This is a genomic window from Hanstruepera flava, assembly GCF_023634025.1.
Classification (GTDB): Bacteria; Bacteroidota; Bacteroidia; order Flavobacteriales; family Flavobacteriaceae; genus Hanstruepera; species Hanstruepera flava.
In genome coordinates this window covers 107,574-127,030 of record NZ_JALJCW010000002.1, presented here as the reverse complement: position 1 = coordinate 127,030, position 19,457 = coordinate 107,574, and the positions used below count along the sequence as shown (strand labels likewise).

Below are 19,457 nucleotides of genomic sequence, written 5' to 3'. Positions count from 1 at the left end.
ATTAAATAATGTTTTTTATCGATGAAACGCACTATTTAAATTGAAACAGAACTTATAAAACTTGTTATAAAATTATATTATAAAACCCTATTTTTACGTTGATAAAATGCTCTTACGTTTAAACCTATTTTTAATTATGAAATCTTCAATACTAACTTTTTGCCTGGCTTTTCATTTTATATGCTTCTCACAAGAATCAAATCCGCAAGAAACAAACGTAGTTATAAACCAACATATTGAAGGTTCGTTATTATTGCCTGATTCTGGCCAATCAGATTATTTAGCCATCATTATAGCTGGTTCTGGGCCAACTGACAGAGATGGTAATCAAAATTTTCTTAAAAGCAATAGTCTTAAAAAACTAGCTCAAGGTTTAGCCAAAGAAAACATAGCAACTTTTCGTTATGACAAGCGTATAGTTAAACAAATACGAAAAGGCAATGTAGACAAAAACATTATGTTTGATGATTTTGTTACCGACGCCAAATCTGTAGTTGATTATTTTGAAAAACAAGGCACTTTCCCCAATATATATATAATAGGCCATAGCCAAGGCAGTTTGGTAGGTATGTTAGCCATTTCAAATGCCGTTAAAGGCTATGTTTCTTTGGCTGGTGCTGGACAGCCAATAGATATAGTTATCATGGATCAGATACAAAAAACGGCACCAGGACTATCTGAAGACGCACAAAAAACTTTCGACATTCTTAAAAAAGGGGAAACAACTACCGAATATCATCCTGCACTGGCATCAATTTTCAATATAGATACACAGCCGTTTATTACAAACTGGATGAGTTATAATCCGCAAGAGCTCATCAAAGCCATTGATATCCCTATACTATTGGTTAACGGCACAAAGGATCTCCAAGTATCTGTTGAAGAAGCTAACATGCTTAAAGAGGCTAATAACAATGCGCAACTGGAAATTATTGAAAACATGAACCATGTTTTGTTTATAATAGAAGGTGATGATTTAGAGAACTCAAAATCCTACAATGAATCTTATCGCGAAATTGCGCCCCAATTAATTTCTTCAATTTCTGGTTTTATAAAGACATAAGGAAACCACATAACATATCATATACCCAAAAAAGAAAAGCATCCCGAGAGGGATGCTTTTACTTACTAACCAACCAAAAATATGAAATGTTATTGTTTTTAATTAAAGTAACCACACATTAATTAAAGTTAAGTTACAATAACAATTTATGTTATTCAATTAGCGTGCCAAACTCAATTTGCAGGATAATTATTTTTATGATATATTTGTGATATCATTTTAATATCATAATAAATTTTTAATCATGAAAGAAGAAAAAATAATAGTTCCAGCAAATGGCTACCTTATGCTTTTTGTGTTTTTATTTATATTTTTTGGCACCATTGCATTTGCCATTACAGCTAATAAGCCCGAATTCTTACCCATTTTAATTATTGCCTTATTAATTGCTCCTGGTTTTATAATGGTGCAACCCAACGGATCACGTGTACTGCTTTTATTTGGTAAGTATGTTGGTACCGTAAAGAAAAACGGTTTTTATTGGGTAAATCCGTTTTACACCAAAAAGAAAATATCATTACGTGCCAGTAATTTTGACAGCGAACGCTTAAAGGTAAACGATAAACTTGGGAACCCTGTAATGATAAGTACCATATTGGTTTGGCGTGTACAAAACACCTACAAAGCAGCTTTTGATGTAGATAATTACGAAAACTTTGTTCGCGTGCAAACCGATGCAGCCGTGAGAAAATTAGCCAGTATGTATCCTTACGATAATTTTGCAGATGAAGGTGTTGATGAGGATATTACACTCCGCTCTAGTGTAAACGAGGTTAGCAATGCTTTAGAAAAAGAAATAGATGAACGTTTATCTATTGCTGGCATAGAAGTGCTCGAAGCTAGAATTGGTTATTTGGCTTATGCTCAAGAAATAGCCAATGCCATGTTAAAACGCCAACAAGCAACTGCCATTGTTGCTGCAAGACACAAAATTGTTGAAGGTGCCGTTAGTATGGTGGAAATGGCTTTGGAGGAATTGGGAAAAAAACAGATAGTCGATTTAGATGAAGAACGCAAAGCGGCCATGGTGAGCAATCTGATGGTTATCCTTTGTGGCGATAAAGATGCTTCACCTGTTTTAAATACGGGAACTTTAAATCATTAATAGATAATGAAAGAATATAAAGTAATTGTACCAAAAATCGGATTTAAAAATCGAGTTCAAAATTTTGAAGACATCTTGAATCAACACGCTCGTGAAGGCTGGGTTGTTAATCATATTGGGCAAGGCTGGAGTAGCGTTGTATTCGAAAGGAATAAAAACAGATAACCATGCGTAATACTAGACCAAGAATAAAAGTCCCTTTTGAAGGTATCGATATATTCCTAGAATTGGTTTCTATTACACTATTGTTATTAATATGGATTTATGTATTTATTGAATACAATAATTTACCAGAAACCATCGCATCGCATTTTAATGCTAAAGGCGAGGCGGACGGTTACAGTAACAAATTGTATTTATGGTTTATACCAGTATTGGCAACGACGTTATATGTTGGACTATTTGTGTTAAATAAGTATCCCCATGTTCACAACTACATAGTAAATATTACAGAAGAAAATGCCCTCAAAAATTACAGATTTAGTACCCGAGTAGTAAGAGTCGTTAATACATTAACAGTTATTATGTTTGCTTATATAATTTATTATATTGTTCAAAGCGCCAAGGACAACGAAATACATTTAAGTAATTGGTTTGTACCAGTTGTAGTTGGTTTCAGTTTATTATTGCCAATTGTAATACTCTTATACTATAAAAAATTAAACAAGTCTTAATATTACAATGTCAAAAAAGAAAGCATTTGCATTACGAATAAATGAAGACATGCTCAAAGCTATTGAAAAATGGGCTTCTGATGAGTTTAGAAGTACCAATGGCCAAATTGAATGGATGCTCATGCAGTATTTAAAAGAACATAAACGTGACCCAAAGCCCAAAAAAGATAGCAATAAAAAAAGCGACCAATAACGGTTGCTTTTTTTAACCCATTTATTTTGGTATTTTGCGGTTCAAATTAAACTAATATGCAAGAAGCACCTATTTTTACTGATGACACAATAGTTTTTGGGCTCCTAATGTTAACATTAGGTTTTATTTTTTATACAGAATCTGTAAAAACTGGATTTTGGCCTAAATTCTATAAGATAGTACCCGGACTCTTTATGGCCTATATGCTACCTGCTGTTTTAACTACATCTGGGCTTATTGCTCCAGAATGGGAGACCACATCTGAATCTGGTGAAGTTATAAAGCACAGTACAAATCTTTATTATGTAGCCAGTAGATATCTATTACCTGCAGCTTTGGTGCTTATGACATTAAGTATCGACTTAAAAGCCGTTTTTAATTTAGGTTGGAAGGCTTTGGTTATGTTCTTAACAGGAACTTTGGGTATTGTAATTGGTGGTCCAATAGCAATTTTATTAGTCTCTATGGTATCACCGGAAACCGTTGGAGGTGTTGGGCCAGATGCGGTTTGGAGGGGTTTGTCAACATTGGCAGGAAGCTGGATTGGTGGTGGTGCCAATCAAACAGCCATGCTGGAGATTTACGGTTACAATCAATCAGAATATGGCAAAATGGTGTTTGTAGATATTGTTGTTGCTAATATTTGGATGGCTATTATTTTAATTGGTATTGGTCGATCTAAAGCAATTGATAAATGGTTAAGAGCAGATAATTCAGCCATAGAATCTTTAAAAGAAAAAGTAACCTCGTTTGCAAAAAGCGTAAAGCGAAATCCATCTTTAACAGATATTATGATTATTGTAGCCATAGCTTTTGGTACTGTTAGTTTTTCTCATATTGGTGCTAATATTCTTGCGCCTTATTTTGAAGGTATAGTGGATAATATTGATTCAGCTACCACTAGAAATACGTTTACATTTCTTGGTTCAAAATTCTTTTGGATGATTAGTATTGCTACATTAATAGCCATTCTACTATCTTTTACAAAAGCAAAAAATTATGAAGGCGCAGGAGCCAGTAAATTTGGTAGTGTTTTTATCTATATACTTGTTGCTTCAATAGGTATGAAAATTGATTTAGGATCTATTTTTGATAACCCTGGGCTTATTGCAGTAGGACTGATTTGGATGTCCATTCATGCGGTGTTATTAATTATAATGGCAAAACTAATAAAAGCACCTTACTTCTTTTTAGCTGTAGGTAGTCAAGCCAATGTTGGCGGTGCTGCTTCTGCTCCAATTGTTGCATCAGCATTTCATCCATCGTTAGCTACTGTTGGTGTGCTATTGGCTGTATTTGGATATGCCATTGGAACGATTGCTGCAATTGGCTGTACAATTCTTATGGAATTAGCAGCCATAAGCTAGTATTTAATTAATTTTTATAAGATATTTGCGCTCGTTAATTTAAACGTCAGATGAAAAATTTAATCACTATACTAATTGCTTTGTTAATTGTTTCTTGCTCGAGTGAGAAACAATACGATTTAATAGTAAAAGGACACGTTAAAGGGCTAAAAAAGGGAACACTTTATTTACAAAAAGTAAAAGATTCCACTTTAGTAAGTGTAGATTCCGTAATTGTAAATGGTGATCCAACTTTTGAATTACATAGCGATTTAGAAACTCCTGAAGTGTTTTATCTTCATTTAAATAAAACGAATAGCGACGATAAAAAAATAGCTTTTTTTGCAGATAAAGGCATTACCGAAATTCACACAACACTAAAGGACTTTGTTTTTGATGCTGAAATAAAAGGCTCTAAACAACAAGAAAAACTAGATGAATACAAGAAGGTTATGTCACGTTTTAACGATAGGAGTTTAGAATTGGTTAAAGAAGAGTTTGAAGCTAAAACCAACCGAGATTCTATAGCTATAGCAGAAAACCAAAAAGCTTATGAAAGCTTATTGAAAGGAAAATACCTATATACGGTTAATTTTGCAATCAATAATAAAGACAGTGAAGTGGCTCCTTACGTCGCGCTAACAGAAATTTACGATGCTAAAATTAAATGGTTGGACACCATTAATAATGCTTTAAACCCGGAAATCAAATCTTCTAAATATGGTTTAATGCTGGATGAATTTATTAAGGATAGAAAATCTGAATAAACACTAAATAAACTAGAATAAAAAAAACGATACAAAATTTTTGTATCGTTTTTTTTGAGCCGATGGAGGGACTCGAACCCACGACCTGCTGATTACAAATCAGCTGCTCTAGCCAGCTGAGCTACATCGGCAAAACAGTTCGCAAATATAATCTTGTAAACTCTATTTGCAAATTATTTTTTTCAAAAATTAACCTAACTTATTTATTTTTTCGATTAACTCACGACCTTTAGATTCAAGCTCCTGATTAATTGCCTTAAAGTGTGCTTTTTTATCTTCAACACTTCTGTCGTTTACTTTAGCAATTAGTGTATCAAAAGTCTCAATAGCCTCATCAATAATAGCTTCACTTTTTTTTGTGTCTTTGTCTGTATTTGAATATTCCCAAACATAAACAGCTTCAATAATATCACCTAAAACGTAATTAATATCCTTTTTTAGGTCTCTTTTATTTGCCATAATTCTATAATTTATTTTGCTACAAAATTACACATAAACTTCTAATAGTGTAGTATTTTTAGCAGTAATTTCGAAGTCTTTAATTGCTGCTGGCATAAGTATTGTTTCGCCTTTCTTTATATGCTCTTGAGAGTTAATTGTAGTGATACTCGCTTCACCGTCCACACACATATAAATTATAAATGAATCGTGGTTGTTTTGCTTTTTTAAGGTTTGATTAACTTCAAGATAATTTGTTATAAAGTAAGGACAACTCACCATTTCATTAGGCTTGTTTTTGGTTTTACTATAAGAAACCCTAAAGTTATCTGGCATGTTAAAGTTAAAGGCATCAATAGCCAAATCGTTATGCAATTCGCGCTCATTTCCATTATCATCCACACGGTCCCAATCGTAAACACGATAGGTAATATCACTTGTTTGTTGGATTTCTGCCAATAGCACACCTGCTCCGATAGCATGCACACGGCCAACCTCAATAAAATAAGTGTCTCCAGTTTTTACCTTATGGAAATTCAAAATTTTTGTTAGTGATTTTTCTTCAAGATGTTTCAAGTATTTTTCAACAGTCATATCCTGATTAAATCCCACAATTAAATTAGAATCTTCATCGGCTTGCATAACATACCACATTTCGGTTTTTCCATAGGAATTATGGCGCTTGGCTGCCAATTCATCATTGGGATGCAATTGAATTGACAAATCTTCTTTAGCATCTATAAACTTTATAAGTAAGGGGAATTTTTCTCCAAACTGTTTAAAGTTTTTGATACCTATAAGCTTGTCTTTATATGTGCCCAATAATTGTTTTAATGATTTCCCTTCAAGGTTTCCATTAGATACTATGGAAGTATCTCCTTCAACATCACTAATCTCCCAACTTTCCCCAACGTTAGTTAAGTTAGAGGGTTTATTCAATAAGGTCTTTAGTTTTTGTCCGCCCCAAATCTTTTCTTTTAAAATAGGGTAAAACTTTAAAGGATATAAATCACTGTTCATTACTTGCCGTTATAACTTACAAAGTTTCTTGGTGTTTCGTTTAGGGTAACCTCAAGATCTAAATCAGCAGGTAGTTTTGCTCTCATTTTGTTGTAAATAACCACAACTATATTTTCGGCCGTAGGATTCAACGCTTCAAACTCTGGAACTTCTAAATTAAGGTTTTTATGATCAAAAGCATCTTCAACCTCGCTTTTAATAATAGCTTTCAACACCTTCATATCAATCACATAGCCTGTTTCTTTATCAATTTCTCCTGTTACACTTACTATCAACTCATAGTTGTGTCCGTGATAATTAGGGTTATTACATTTACCAAAAATGGCATTGTTCTTCTCAAAATCCCAATCTTTTCTGTACAATCTATGGGCTGCGTTAAAATGGGCCTTCCTACTTACCGTTACTTTCATTTTGCGTAATGTTAATGAAGTTATAGAATTTATCGAAAATTATTTTAAACCAAGCGGTATATGTTTCTGAGTTTATTTCCATGTCCTCTTTAACCGATTCTAAAGTCATCCATTTCCAATCGGCTACTTCTTCAGGATTAATATCTGGGGCATTTTGATATCTCCCTATCAAAATATGATCGTATTCATGTTCGGTTAGGCCGTTGTCAAAAGGGGCTTTATATATAAAAGATGTAGTTTCTGATAATTCGGTGACAAAACCCATTTCTTCCTGTAAACGGCGTTTACCAGCTTCAATATTACTTTCTCCAGCTCTTTGATGACTACAGCAGGTGTTCGTCCATAAGCCTGGCGAATGGTATTTATGCAAAGCGCGCTGCTGGAGCATTAATTCATTTTTATCATTAAAAACAAAAACAGAAAAAGCACGGTGCAATAGCGCTTTTTCATGAGCTTCCATTTTGGGCATCAATCCTATTTGTTCATCGTTTTCATTAACGAGGATAACATGTTCTTCAATCATAGTTTCACAAAAATACCAAGATATACATTAATATTCCCATACTTAATTATAAAATGTGTTAAGGCTTTATAAATTGACAATTTTAAAAGTATCTTTGCAACCCATATTTCAAAGCATATTATGAGTTTTAAAAGTGAAATAGAAAGACGTAGAACATTTGGGATTATCTCGCATCCTGATGCAGGAAAAACCACATTAACCGAAAAATTATTACTTTTTGGAGGTGCTATTCAAGAAGCTGGTGCTGTAAAGAGTAACAAAATTAAAAAAGGAGCCACAAGTGATTTTATGGAGATTGAGCGCCAAAGAGGAATTTCTGTAGCTACTTCTGTCTTGGCTTTTGAGTATAATGGTATTAAAATTAATATTCTGGATACACCAGGTCACAAGGATTTTGCTGAAGACACATTTAGAACCTTAACAGCTGTAGATAGTGTTATTGTTGTTATTGACGTTGCCAAGGGTGTTGAGGAACAAACTGAAAAGTTGGTTGAAGTTTGCCGCATGCGAAATATCCCTATGATTGTTTTTATAAACAAGTTGGATCGTGAAGGAAAAGATGCTTTTGATTTATTGGATGAAGTTGAACAGAAATTAGGATTGAGTGTTATACCATTAAGCTTTCCCATTGGAATGGGCTACGATTTTAAAGGCATTTACAATCTTTGGGAAAAGAATGTAAACCTTTTTAGTGGCGATAGCAGAAAAAATATAGAAGAAACAATAGAGATTAATGATTTAAGTTCTCCAGAACTCAATAAATTAGTTGGAGATAATGCTGCAGAAACGTTACGCGAAGAAATTGAATTGGTTGAAGGTATTTATCCAGCTTTTGATAAGGAAGAATATTTGAACGGAAAACAACAACCTGTTTTCTTTGGTTCGGCTTTAAACAACTTTGGTGTTCGTGAATTGCTAGATTGTTTTGTGGAAATAGCTCCAAAACCAAGACCTAAACAAAGTGAAGAGCGTTTAGTAAAACCCGATGAACAAAAATTTACTGGGTTTGTTTTTAAAATCCACGCTAATATGGACCCTAATCATCGTGACCGATTAGCTTTCGTAAAAATAGTTTCGGGTAAGTTTGAGCGCAATAAGCCCTATCTACATGTTAGAAACAATAAAAAGTTAAAGTTCTCTAGCCCGAATGCTTTCTTTGCCGAAAAAAAGGAAATTGTAGATATTTCCTATCCTGGTGATATTGTGGGTCTACACGATACTGGAAACTTTAAAATTGGGGACACCTTAACTGAAGGTGAAACTATAAACTACAAAGGTATCCCAAGTTTTTCTCCAGAGCATTTTAGGTACATTAATAATGCCGATCCTTTAAAATCCAAACAACTTTTTAAAGGAATTGATCAGTTAATGGATGAAGGTGTGGCGCAATTATTTACATTAGAGCTCAATGGCCGAAAAGTTATTGGAACAGTCGGCGCGCTCCAATACGAAGTCATTCAATACAGATTAGAACATGAATACGGAGCCAAATGTACTTATGAAAATTTAAATGTACATAAAGCTTGTTGGGTAGATCCAGAAGATGATAAGACTGACGAGTATAAAGAATTCTTGAGGGTGAAGCAACGGTTTCTAGCAAAAGACAAACAGAATCAGTTGGTTTTTCTTGCAGACTCCCCTTTTTCATTGCAAATGACACAGCAGAAATATCCAAGTATTACCTTTCATTTCACATCTGAATTCAATTAATTTAGGTGTCGTTCATCTAAATTTTTAACAAAAATTTGCTTTTTATCGATTTTTTAATACTTTTAATCGATGATTAGAGTGAGTGTTTTTATTTGATATTTACATTTAGAATAGATTATAACCCCAAATATTAATCTACTTATGGAAACAAATGACAATGTTTTCAGTAATGACGACATTACTGTTACCTTCAACCCAAGTGCTTGCATCAACGCCGAACGTTGTGCTCGTGAGCTTTCAAATGTTTTTAGAAATTCTGTAATTCCTTGGATTGACCTCGATGGAGCTTCTACAGAAGAAATTATTAAGCAAGTAAAAAAATGCCCTTCTGGAGCTTTACAATTTTGCTTAAATAAAAAAGAGGCTTGCTAAAAAGCAAACCTCTAATAATATTTTCTTTAAAGAACTATTTAAGCCTGTCTTGTTCGTCTAGAGTTTAAAGAAATGATGGTTTGGTAGTTACACGCAAACTTGTCGAGTAACTCTTCACCAATTAAAACATTAGGCTTGACCCGTTGATCCAAAATTCAAAGGAATTGGTGGTTGCCACATGTAAACATGTCGATCAACTCTTCACCAATTAAAACATTAGGCTTGACCCGTAGGTCCAAAATTCAAAGGAATTGGTGGTTGCTCGTAATCTTTGATTTCACCATGGGCATTTTCAAACCTAGAAACATTCTCACCTAAAGCCTTTAATAAGCGTTTAGCATGTTGAGGCGTTAGAATAATACGTGATTTTACTTTGCTTTTTGGTGTACCAGGCATAATACTAACAAAATCGACAACAAACTCTGAAACCGAGTGGTTAATAATAGCTAAATTAGAGTAAGTCCCTTCAGCTACTTTTTCATCAATTTCAATATTTATTTGACCTTGCTTTTTTTGATTTTTATTATCGCTCATAATATTTTGTATAAAAAAATAGCGTGAATTTCTTCACGCTATTCTTAATATTAGTTATAATTAACTTCTTGCTTTACTTGCATCATCTCATCGAATTCTTCTTTAGAACCAACGATAATGTTTTCATAAGTTCTCATACCAGTACCAGCTGGAATTCTGTGACCTACAATTACATTTTCTTTAAGTCCTTCTAAAGTATCAACTTTACCATTTACAGCAGCTTCGTTAAGAACTTTAGTAGTTTCTTGGAACGATGCAGCAGAAATAAATGATTTAGTTTGTAATGACGCTCTTGTAATACCTTGAAGTATTGGCGTTGCTGTAGCTGGTTGTGCATCACGTGCTTCAACTAGCTTTTTATCTTCACGACGTAATAATGAATTTTCATCACGTAATTCACGAGGTGAGATAATTTGACCTGCTTTAATATTTTCAGAATCGCCAGCATCTTCAACTACTTTCATTCCAAAGATTTCATCGTTTTCTTCGATAAAGTCTGATTTATGAACTAATTGATTTTCAAGGAATGTCGTATCACCAGAATCTATAATTCTAACTTTACGCATCATTTGTCTTACAACAACTTCAAAGTGCTTATCATTAATTTTCACACCTTGTAAACGATATACTTCCTGTACTTCGTTTACCAAATATTGTTGTACAGCTGAAGGGCCTTTAATATTCAATATATCGTTAGGTGTTACAGAACCGTCAGATAATGGCATACCTGCTTTAACAAAGTCATTTTCTTGAACAAGAATTTGATTTGATAATTTAACCAAGTATTTCTTAATATCACCTAATTTAGATTCAACAATAATCTCACGATTACCTCTCTTGATTTTTCCAAAAGATACCACACCATCAATATCACTAACAACAGCTGGGTTAGATGGGTTACGTGCTTCAAACAATTCTGTTACACGAGGAAGACCACCAGTAATATCACCAGATTTAGCAGATTTACGAGGGATTTTAACTAAAACTTTACCAACTTTAATTTTCTCACCATCGTCAATCATAAGGTGTGCTCCAACAGGCAAGTTGTAAGAACGGATTACATTTCCTTTTGCATCATCAATATGCAATGTTGGAATTAATTTTTTATTTCTAGATTCAGAAATTACTTTTTCTTGGAAACCAGTTTGTTCATCAATCTCAACTTGATAAGTAACGCCTTGCTCGATATTTTCATAACGAACTTTACCTGCAAATTCAGAAATAATTACACCGTTATATGGATCCCATTGACAAACAACTTCACCTTTTTTAAGTTCTTGACCATTTTTAATAAAAATAGTAGAACCATAAGGGATGTTATTTGTACTTAAAGTAATTCCTGTTTTCTTATCTATTAATTTCAATTCAGATGTACGAGAAATAACAATGTTAGCTGCATTTCCTTCAGAATCTTCACCTTTTACAGTTTTTAACTCATCAATCTCGGCAATACCGTCAAACTTAACAGCTAATTTATTCTCCTCTGAAATGTTTCCTGCAATACCACCAACGTGGAATGTACGCAATGTAAGCTGCGTACCTGGTTCTCCAATAGATTGAGCAGCAACTACACCTACAGCTTCACCTAGTTGAACCATTTTATCTGTAGCTAAATTACGACCGTAACATTTAGCACAAATACCTTTTTTAGCTTCGCAAGTTAAAGGCGAACGTACTTCAACTGACTCGATTGGTGAGTTTTCAATAGATTTAGCTATAACTTCATCAATCATCTCTCCACTAGCTACCAACAACTCATCAGATTGAGGGTTATAGACATCATTTAATGAAATACGACCAACAATACGCTCTCCTAATGTTTCAACAACTTCATCGTTTTTCTTTAAAGGCGTAACTTCTACACCACGTAAAGTCCCACAATCTTCGCTATTTACAATAACGTCTTGTGAAACGTCAACCAAACGACGCGTTAAGTAACCAGCATCAGCCGTTTTAAGAGCCGTATCGGCAAGACCTTTACGTGCACCGTGAGTAGAGATAAAGTATTCTAAAATTGAAAGACCTTCTTTAAAGTTAGAAAGAATCGGGTTTTCAATAATTTCACCACCACCTGCTGTAGATTTTTTAGGTTTTGCCATTAATCCACGCATACCTGTAAGCTGACGAATCTGTTCTTTAGATCCACGAGCTCCAGAGTCAAGCATCATATATACCGAGTTAAAACCTTGCTGATCTTCGCGAATACGTTTCATAGACAATTCAGTCAATTCAGCATTTGTAGACGTCCAGATATCAATTACTTGGTTGTAACGTTCGTTATTAGTAATAAGTCCCATGTTATAGTTAGCCGTAATACCATCAACTAATCCATTGGCTTTATCAATCATATCATGCTTTTCTGGTGGAATAATAATATCACCTAAACTAAATGATAAACCACCTTGGAAAGCAAAGTTGTAACCTAATGTTTTAATTTCATCAAGGAACTCTGCAGTTTCAGGAACACTAGTAACTTTTAAAATATCACCAATAATATTACGAAGTGATTTTTTAGTCAATACCTGATTAATAAATCCTGCATGGTGTGGTACTTTTTCATTGAAAAGCACACGTCCAACAGTCGTATCAATAATTTGAAGTGTTAACTTTCCTTCTTCATTAAAATCCCACGTTCTTACTTTGATAGCCGCGTTCAAATCAACACGCTTTTCATTGTAAGCAATGATAACTTCTTCCGGAGAATAGAACGTTAAACCTTCACCTTTAATTTTAACATCATCAGTAGATTTACGCTCTTTGGTCATATAATATAAACCTAGTACCATATCTTGAGATGGTACAGCTACTGGCGAACCATTCGCAGGGTTTAATATATTGTGAGATGCTAACATTAAAAGCTGTGCTTCTAATATAGCCTCTGGACCTAAAGGTAAATGTACCGCCATTTGGTCACCGTCAAAATCGGCGTTAAATGCAGTAGTTACCAATGGGTGTAACTGGATTGCTTTTCCTTCAATTAATTTTGGCTGGAAAGCTTGAATACCCAATCTGTGTAGTGTAGGAGCACGGTTTAGTAATACTGGATGTCCTTTAAGAACATTTTCCAAGATATCCCAAACCACTGGCTCTCTTTTATCTATAATTTTCTTTGCAGATTTTACAGTCTTAACAATACCTCTTTCAATTAATTTTCTAATTACAAAAGGCTTGTATAATTCTGCTGCCATATTTTTTGGCAATCCACATTCGTATAATTTTAATTCAGGTCCAACGACAATTACCGAACGTGCAGAATAATCAACACGCTTACCTAAAAGGTTTTGACGGAAACGTCCTTGCTTACCTTTAAGTGAATCTGATAATGATTTTAACGGTCTATTAGAATCCGTTTTAACAGCAGAAGACTTACGTGTATTATCGAATAACGAATCTACAGATTCCTGTAACATACGTTTTTCATTACGTAAGATAACTTCAGGAGCTTTAATCTCAACCAATCTTTTAAGACGGTTATTACGGATTATCACTCTACGGTATAAATCGTTTAAATCTGATGTTGCAAAGCGACCTCCATCTAATGGTACTAAAGGACGTAATTCTGGTGGGATGATTGGAATAACTTTCATAATCATCCATTCAGCACGATTCTCACGGTTTTCGTTAGACTCGCGTAAGGCTTCAACAACTTGTAAACGCTTTAAGGCTTCAGTTTTACGTTGTTTTGATGTCTCGGTATTGGCTTTGTGACGTAATTCAAATGATAATTCGTCTAAATCAATACGCGATAACAACTCAATTAAACACTCTGCTCCCATTTTGGCCAAAAACTTGTTAGGATCTGTATCCTCCAAATATTGGTTTTCTTGTGGAAGGGTTTCTAAAATGTTTAAGTATTCTTCTTCAGTAAGGAAATCCATTTTTTGAACAGGCTCTCCTTCTGCATTTTTGGCAATACCTGGCTGAATTACTACGTAACGTTCGTAGTAAATGATCATATCTAATTTTTTAGATGGTAAACCAAGTAAATAACCTATTTTATTTGGTAACGAACGGAAGTACCAGATGTGAGCTACAGGAACCACTAAATTAATGTGTCCTACTCTATCACGACGTACTTTCTTTTCAGTTACTTCAACACCACAACGGTCACATACAATACCTTTGTATCGTATACGCTTGTATTTTCCACAAGCACATTCATAATCCTTTACAGGACCAAAAATACGCTCACAAAACAAACCATCACGCTCTGGTTTATGAGTTCGATAATTGATAGTTTCTGGCTTTAAAACTTCACCACGAGATTCTGCTAAAATAGATTCTGGTGAGGCTAAACCAATTGAGATTTTGTTAAATCTCTGTACTGTATTCTTATCTTGTTTTCTTGCCATAATATATGGTTGAAATGATTTTTTTAATTAACTACTCCTCTAATCTGATATCCAATCCTAGACCTTTCAATTCATGCATTAATACATTGAATGATTCTGGTAATCCAGGTTCTGGCATTGGCTCACCTTTAACAATACTTTCGTATGTTTTAGCTCTACCAATAACATCATCAGATTTAACGGTCAATATTTCTCTTAATGTTGCAGATGCTCCATAAGCTTCAAGAGCCCAAACCTCCATTTCACCAAAACGCTGACCACCAAACTGTGCTTTACCACCTAATGGTTGTTGCGTAATTAATGAGTAAGGTCCGATTGAACGAGCGTGCATCTTATCGTCAACCATATGGCCTAACTTCAACATGTAGATAACACCTACTGTTGCTGGTTGGTCAAAACGGTCACCAGTACCTCCATCATATAGATAGGTGTGTCCAAATCTTGGAATTCCAGCTTCGTCTGTAAACTCGTTAATTTGATCTAAAGTAGCACCATCAAAAATTGGTGTTGCATACGTACGGTTTAACTTTTGACCTGCCCATCCAAGAACGGTTTCATAAATCTGACCAATGTTCATACGCGATGGTACGCCAAGTGGATTCAATACGATATCAACAGGTGTTCCATCTTCAAGGAATGGCATATCTTCCTGACGAACGATACGCGCTACAATACCTTTGTTACCGTGACGACCTGCCATTTTATCACCAACTTTAAGCTTACGCTTTTTAGCAATATAAACTTTAGCTAATTTGATGATACCAGCTGGCAATTCATCTCCTACAGAAATTGTGAATTTCTCACGACGTAAAGAACCTTGTAAATCATTTTCTTTAATCTTGTAGTTGTGAATTAAATCGGCAACCAATTTATTAGTAGCGTCATCTGTTGTCCATTGTCCACTTGTTAAGTGAACATAATCGTCAACAGCGTTTAACATTTTAAGAGTGTACTTTTTACCTTTTGGTAAAACCTCTTCACCTAAATCGTTATAAACACCTTGAGCAGTTTTACCACCTACAATAGCAAATAACTTTTCAACTAAAATACTCTGTAAGTCGTCGAACTTCTTATTATACAATGCTTCTAACTGTGCAATATCCTCTTTATCTTGAGCACGTTTGCGTTTGTCTTTTACAGCACGAGCAAATAATTTTTTATCGATTACAACACCATTTAAAGAAGGTGACGCTTTTAATGATGCATCCTTAACATCACCTGCTTTGTCACCAAAAATAGCACGTAATAATTTTTCTTCTGGAGTAGGATCTGATTCACCTTTAGGCGTAATCTTACCAATAAGAATATCACCAGGTTTTACTTCAGCACCTACACGAATCATACCGTGTTCATCTAAATCTTTAGTAGCTTCTTCAGATACATTAGGGATATCGTTAGTTAATTCTTCGTTACCCAATTTAGTATCACGTACTTCTAAAGAATACTCATCAATATGAATAGATGTAAAGATATCTTCGCGAACCACTTTTTCAGAAATTACAATCGCATCCTCAAAATTATACCCCTTCCAAGGCATAAAGGCTACTTTCATATTTCTACCTAAAGCTAACTCACCATTTTGTGTAGCATAACCCTCACAAAGTACTTGGCCTTTAGTAACTTTATCACCTTTTTTAACAATTGGCTTTAAGTTAATAGAAGTACCTTGGTTGGTTTTTCTAAACTTCACTAATGGATATGTTTTGGTATCGCCATCAAAGCTTACTTTAGCTTCATCTTCTGTTCTATCGTATTTGATAACAATTTCGTTTGCATCAACATACTCTACAACACCACTTCCCTCTGCATTTATTAATACACGAGAATCCGAAGCAACCTGTCTTTCCAATCCAGTACCAACAATTGGGGCTTGCGGACGTAATAACGGAACTGCTTGGCGCATCATGTTAGATCCCATTAAGGCACGGTTTGCATCATCATGCTCCAAGAATGGAATTAAAGATGCCGAAATAGAAGCAATCTGGTTAGGAGCAACATCAGTATAGTGAACTTGAGTTGGTTCAATTACTGGGAAGTCACCTTCCATTCTAGCAATTACCTTATCATGAACAATTTTACCTTTGTCATCAACTTCAACAGTTGCTTGAGCAATTAATTGCTCTTCTTCTTCTTCTGCACTTAGGTAAACTGGATCTCCTTTAATATCTACAACACCATCTTCAACTTTTCTGTAAGGTGTTTCAATGAATCCCATTGAGTTTACTTTAGCGTAAACCGATAATGAAGAAATTAAACCAATGTTTGGACCTTCGGGTGTTTCAATAGGACACAATCTACCATAGTGTGTATAGTGAACGTCACGAACCTCGAAACCTGCTCTTTCTCTAGATAGACCTCCAGGTCCTAAAGCTGATAAACGACGCTTGTGTGTTATCTCTGCCAATGGATTCGTTTGATCCATAAATTGAGATAACTGGTTTGTACCAAAGAATGAATTAATTACAGACGATAATGTCTTGGCATTAATCAAATCGATTGGTGTAAATACTTCGTTATCACGAACATTCATACGCTCACGAATCGTACGAGCCATACGAGCTAAACCTACACCAAATTGTTGAGATAATTGCTCACCAACTGTACGTACACGACGGTTAGATAAGTGATCAATATCATCAATCTCTGCTTTAGAGTTGATAAGTTCGATTAAGTATTTTATAATGGTGATGATATCTTCTTTAGTAAGCACTTGCTTATCCATTCCAATATCAAGACCTAATTTTTTGTTCATTCTATAACGACCTACTTCACCTAAAGAGTAACGTTGGTCTGAAAAGAATAACTTGTCAATTATACCACGAGCCGTTTCCTCATCTGGCGGCTCGGCATTACGTAATTGACGGTATATGTGTTCAACAGCCTCTTTTTCAGAGTTTGTTGGATCTTTTTGTAATGTATTGTGAATAATGGCATAATCACCTTGTTGTGCACTTTCTTTATGTAAAAGAATAGTTTTTACACTTGTTTCAAGGATTTCTTCAATATTCTCTTTATCTAGAACGGTATCACGATCTAAAACTATTTCGTTACGTTCAATTGATACTACTTCACCTGTATCTTCATCAACAAAATCCTCATGCCATGTGTTAAGAACACGTGCAGCTAATTTACGTCCTAAAACTTTTTTCAATCCAGCTTTAGATACTTTTATCTCTTCGGCTAAATCAAAAATTTCTAAAATATCTTTATCTCTTTCAAAACCAATAGCTCTGAATAAGGTAGTTACTGGCAACTTTTTCTTACGGTCGATATACGCATACATCACACTGTTAATGTCTGTTGCGAATTCAATCCATGACCCTTTAAACGGAATGACTCTTGCTGAGTATAATTTTGTTCCATTTGCGTGGAATGATTGACCAAAGAATACACCTGGAGAACGGTGTAATTGCGATACAACAACACGTTCAGCGCCATTAATTACAAATGTACCACTTGGCGTCATGTAAGGAATTGTACCTAAATACACATCTTGAACAATGGTCTCGAAATCCTCATGTTCAGGGTCTGTACAGTACAATTTTAATCTAGCCTTCAATGGAACGCTATATGTAAGTCCTCTTTCAATACACTCCTCAATGGTGTATCGTGGTGGATCAATAAAGTAATCTAAAAATTCTAAAACAAATTGATTACGTGTGTCTGTTATTGGGAAGTTTTCCATGAAGGTATTGTATAACCCTTCATCTCCTCGTTCTTCAGATTTAGTTTCTAGCTGGAAAAAATCCTGGAAGGATTTTATCTGAATATCCATGAAATCTGGATATTCGGTTCTATTGACAATAGACGAGAAATTTAATCTTTCAGCTTGTTTTGCTAACATCAATGGACGGAATTTTGATTAAAAAAAATGTGACTGCGTAGTATGTCACGGTTATATACGCAAAATGGTCTAGGCCCAAAAGCGATTAACTTCAGGCCTAAACCGTTATGTGTTTGAGGCGTTAAGCTTACTTAAGCTCAACCTCTGCTCCTGCTTCTTCTAAAGAAGTCTTTAAGCCTTCAGCTTCATCTTTAGAAACACCTTCTTTAATTGCGCTAGGTGCACCATCAACTAATTCTTTAGCTTCTTTTAATCCTAAACCAGTTAATTCCTTAACTAATTTTACAACTGCTAATTTAGAACCACCAGCGGCTTTAAGGATTACATCGAATTCTGATTTTTCTTCAGCAGCTTCACCACCACCAGCACCAGGGCCAGCAGCAACAGCTACTGCAGCAGCAGCAGGCTCGATACCATACTCATCTTTTAAAATAGTAGCTAACTCATTAACTTCTTTTACTGATAAGTTAACTAATTGTTCTGCGAAATCTTTTAAATCTGCCATTTTTCTATCGTTTTAATAAATTTTTAATTTTAATATAATTGTGTAAAAAGTGCGTACTCTTTTGGATTATCCTTCTTTTTCGGATAATGTTTTAATAATACCCGCAAGCTTACCACCACTAGACTGAAGTGCTGAAATAACACTCTTGGCAGGTGATTGTAATAAGCCGATAATATCGCCAATAACTTCTTCTTTAGATTTGATATCAACTAAAGCGTCTAATTGTTCGTCGCCAATGTAAATTGCTTCCTCAATAAAAGCACCTTTTAAAAGTGGTTTATCTGATTTCTTACGGAAGTTTTTAATTACTTTGGCTGGCGCATTACCAGTTTCAGCGTACATGACTGAAGTATTTCCTTTTAATGTAGAAGGAAGGTCTCCAAAATCTTTATCTGATGCTTCCATTGCTTTTTCAAGCAAGGTATTCTTAACAACTGCTAATTTAATGTTAGCCTTAAAGCAAGCACGACGCAAATCTGAAGTCGTACCAGCATTTAATCCAGAAATATCTGTTAAATAGATATTTGAACTATTGGCTAATTGTGCAGTTAAGTCTTCAATTACTTGTGATTTTTCTTCTCTTGTCATAATAAAAGTTTTA

18 protein-coding genes and 1 tRNA gene are annotated in these 19,457 nt (G+C 34.7%); 9 read left to right on the top strand and 10 right to left on the bottom strand.

The window, feature by feature from the left end; all coding sequences use genetic code 11:
- The first annotated feature begins 136 nt into the window (after positions 1 to 136).
- The 7 genes from MTX13_RS08115 to MTX13_RS08085 all read left to right on the top strand — a co-directional run bounded on the left by MTX13_RS08115 (position 137) and on the right by MTX13_RS08085 (position 5,148).
- Positions 137 to 1,063, top strand: coding sequence for an alpha/beta hydrolase family protein (locus tag MTX13_RS08115; RefSeq protein ID WP_250434040.1), 927 nt, complete (start codon positions 137 to 139; stop codon positions 1,061 to 1,063).
- Between the two features lie 244 nt (positions 1,064 to 1,307).
- Positions 1,308 to 2,168, top strand: a complete 861-nt coding sequence (locus MTX13_RS08110) for an SPFH domain-containing protein (protein ID WP_250434039.1) — start codon at positions 1,308 to 1,310, stop codon at positions 2,166 to 2,168.
- Positions 2,169 to 2,174: 6 nt separating this feature from the next.
- A complete protein-coding gene (locus MTX13_RS08105; protein ID WP_250434038.1) occupies positions 2,175 to 2,333 on the top strand; it encodes a DUF4177 domain-containing protein in 159 nt (52 codons plus the stop codon).
- A gap of 2 nt (positions 2,334 to 2,335) precedes the next feature.
- The gene (locus MTX13_RS08100) at positions 2,336 to 2,842 is read left to right on the top strand and encodes a DUF1648 domain-containing protein (protein WP_250434037.1); all 507 of its coding nucleotides are present in this window, start codon (positions 2,336 to 2,338) and stop codon (positions 2,840 to 2,842) included.
- A 7-nt stretch (positions 2,843 to 2,849) separates the two neighbouring features.
- Entirely contained in the window at positions 2,850 to 3,035 is a 186-nt protein-coding gene (locus tag MTX13_RS08095; RefSeq protein ID WP_250434036.1) for an Arc family DNA binding domain-containing protein, read from the top strand.
- A gap of 56 nt (positions 3,036 to 3,091) precedes the next feature.
- A complete protein-coding gene (locus MTX13_RS08090) occupies positions 3,092 to 4,402 on the top strand; it encodes a DUF819 family protein (RefSeq protein ID WP_250434035.1) in 1,311 nt (436 codons plus the stop codon).
- A 50-nt stretch (positions 4,403 to 4,452) separates the two neighbouring features.
- On the top strand, positions 4,453 to 5,148 hold the full coding sequence (locus MTX13_RS08085; RefSeq protein ID WP_250434034.1) for a DUF4369 domain-containing protein: 696 nt from the start codon (positions 4,453 to 4,455) through the stop codon (positions 5,146 to 5,148).
- A gap of 57 nt (positions 5,149 to 5,205) precedes the next feature.
- On the opposite strand, the gene MTX13_RS08080 is transcribed toward MTX13_RS08085, so the two are convergent.
- From MTX13_RS08080 to idi, 5 genes are all read right to left on the bottom strand, one after another.
- Positions 5,206 to 5,279: transfer RNA gene (locus MTX13_RS08080), tRNA-Thr, on the bottom strand.
- A 58-nt stretch (positions 5,280 to 5,337) separates the two neighbouring features.
- Positions 5,338 to 5,607, bottom strand: a complete 270-nt coding sequence (locus tag MTX13_RS08075; RefSeq protein ID WP_223033853.1) for a hypothetical protein — start codon at positions 5,605 to 5,607, stop codon at positions 5,338 to 5,340.
- Positions 5,608 to 5,634: 27 nt separating this feature from the next.
- Positions 5,635 to 6,606 carry a type I phosphomannose isomerase catalytic subunit gene (locus MTX13_RS08070; RefSeq protein ID WP_250434032.1) on the bottom strand — a complete coding sequence of 324 codons (972 nt, stop codon included), beginning with the start codon at positions 6,604 to 6,606 and terminating at the stop codon, positions 5,635 to 5,637.
- Complete coding sequence (locus MTX13_RS08065; RefSeq protein ID WP_250434030.1) at positions 6,606 to 7,016, bottom strand: 6-pyruvoyl trahydropterin synthase family protein; 411 nt, start codon at positions 7,014 to 7,016, stop codon at positions 6,606 to 6,608. Before MTX13_RS08065 ends, MTX13_RS08070 begins: the two co-directional genes overlap by 1 nt.
- On the bottom strand, positions 6,997 to 7,539 hold the full coding sequence (gene idi, locus MTX13_RS08060) for an isopentenyl-diphosphate Delta-isomerase (protein WP_250434029.1): 543 nt from the start codon (positions 7,537 to 7,539) through the stop codon (positions 6,997 to 6,999). Before idi ends, MTX13_RS08065 begins: the two co-directional genes overlap by 20 nt.
- 120 nt (positions 7,540 to 7,659) lie before the next feature.
- On the opposite strand from idi, the gene MTX13_RS08055 reads away from it, so the two are divergent.
- Entirely contained in the window at positions 7,660 to 9,249 is a 1,590-nt protein-coding gene (locus MTX13_RS08055; RefSeq protein WP_250434028.1) for a peptide chain release factor 3, read from the top strand.
- 141 nt (positions 9,250 to 9,390) lie between these two features.
- The gene (locus MTX13_RS08050) at positions 9,391 to 9,621 is read left to right on the top strand and encodes a (4Fe-4S)-binding protein (protein ID WP_250434027.1); all 231 of its coding nucleotides are present in this window, start codon (positions 9,391 to 9,393) and stop codon (positions 9,619 to 9,621) included.
- Positions 9,622 to 9,837: 216 nt separating this feature from the next.
- Here MTX13_RS08050 and MTX13_RS08045 read toward each other — a convergent pair whose 3' ends face one another.
- From MTX13_RS08045 to rplJ, 5 genes are all read right to left on the bottom strand, one after another.
- Complete coding sequence (locus MTX13_RS08045) at positions 9,838 to 10,155, bottom strand: DUF3467 domain-containing protein (protein ID WP_250434026.1); 318 nt, start codon at positions 10,153 to 10,155, stop codon at positions 9,838 to 9,840.
- A 50-nt stretch (positions 10,156 to 10,205) separates the two neighbouring features.
- On the bottom strand, positions 10,206 to 14,507 hold the full coding sequence (rpoC, locus tag MTX13_RS08040; protein ID WP_250434025.1) for a DNA-directed RNA polymerase subunit beta': 4,302 nt from the start codon (positions 14,505 to 14,507) through the stop codon (positions 10,206 to 10,208).
- A 31-nt stretch (positions 14,508 to 14,538) separates the two neighbouring features.
- Positions 14,539 to 18,351, bottom strand: coding sequence for a DNA-directed RNA polymerase subunit beta (gene rpoB / locus MTX13_RS08035; protein WP_250434024.1), 3,813 nt, complete (start codon positions 18,349 to 18,351; stop codon positions 14,539 to 14,541).
- 127 nt (positions 18,352 to 18,478) lie between these two features.
- Complete coding sequence (gene rplL, locus MTX13_RS08030) at positions 18,479 to 18,856, bottom strand: 50S ribosomal protein L7/L12 (protein ID WP_103051388.1); 378 nt, start codon at positions 18,854 to 18,856, stop codon at positions 18,479 to 18,481.
- Positions 18,857 to 18,922: 66 nt separating this feature from the next.
- Positions 18,923 to 19,444 carry a 50S ribosomal protein L10 gene (gene rplJ, locus MTX13_RS08025; RefSeq protein WP_250434023.1) on the bottom strand — a complete coding sequence of 174 codons (522 nt, stop codon included), beginning with the start codon at positions 19,442 to 19,444 and terminating at the stop codon, positions 18,923 to 18,925.
- Between the last annotated feature and the right edge of the window lie 13 nt (positions 19,445 to 19,457).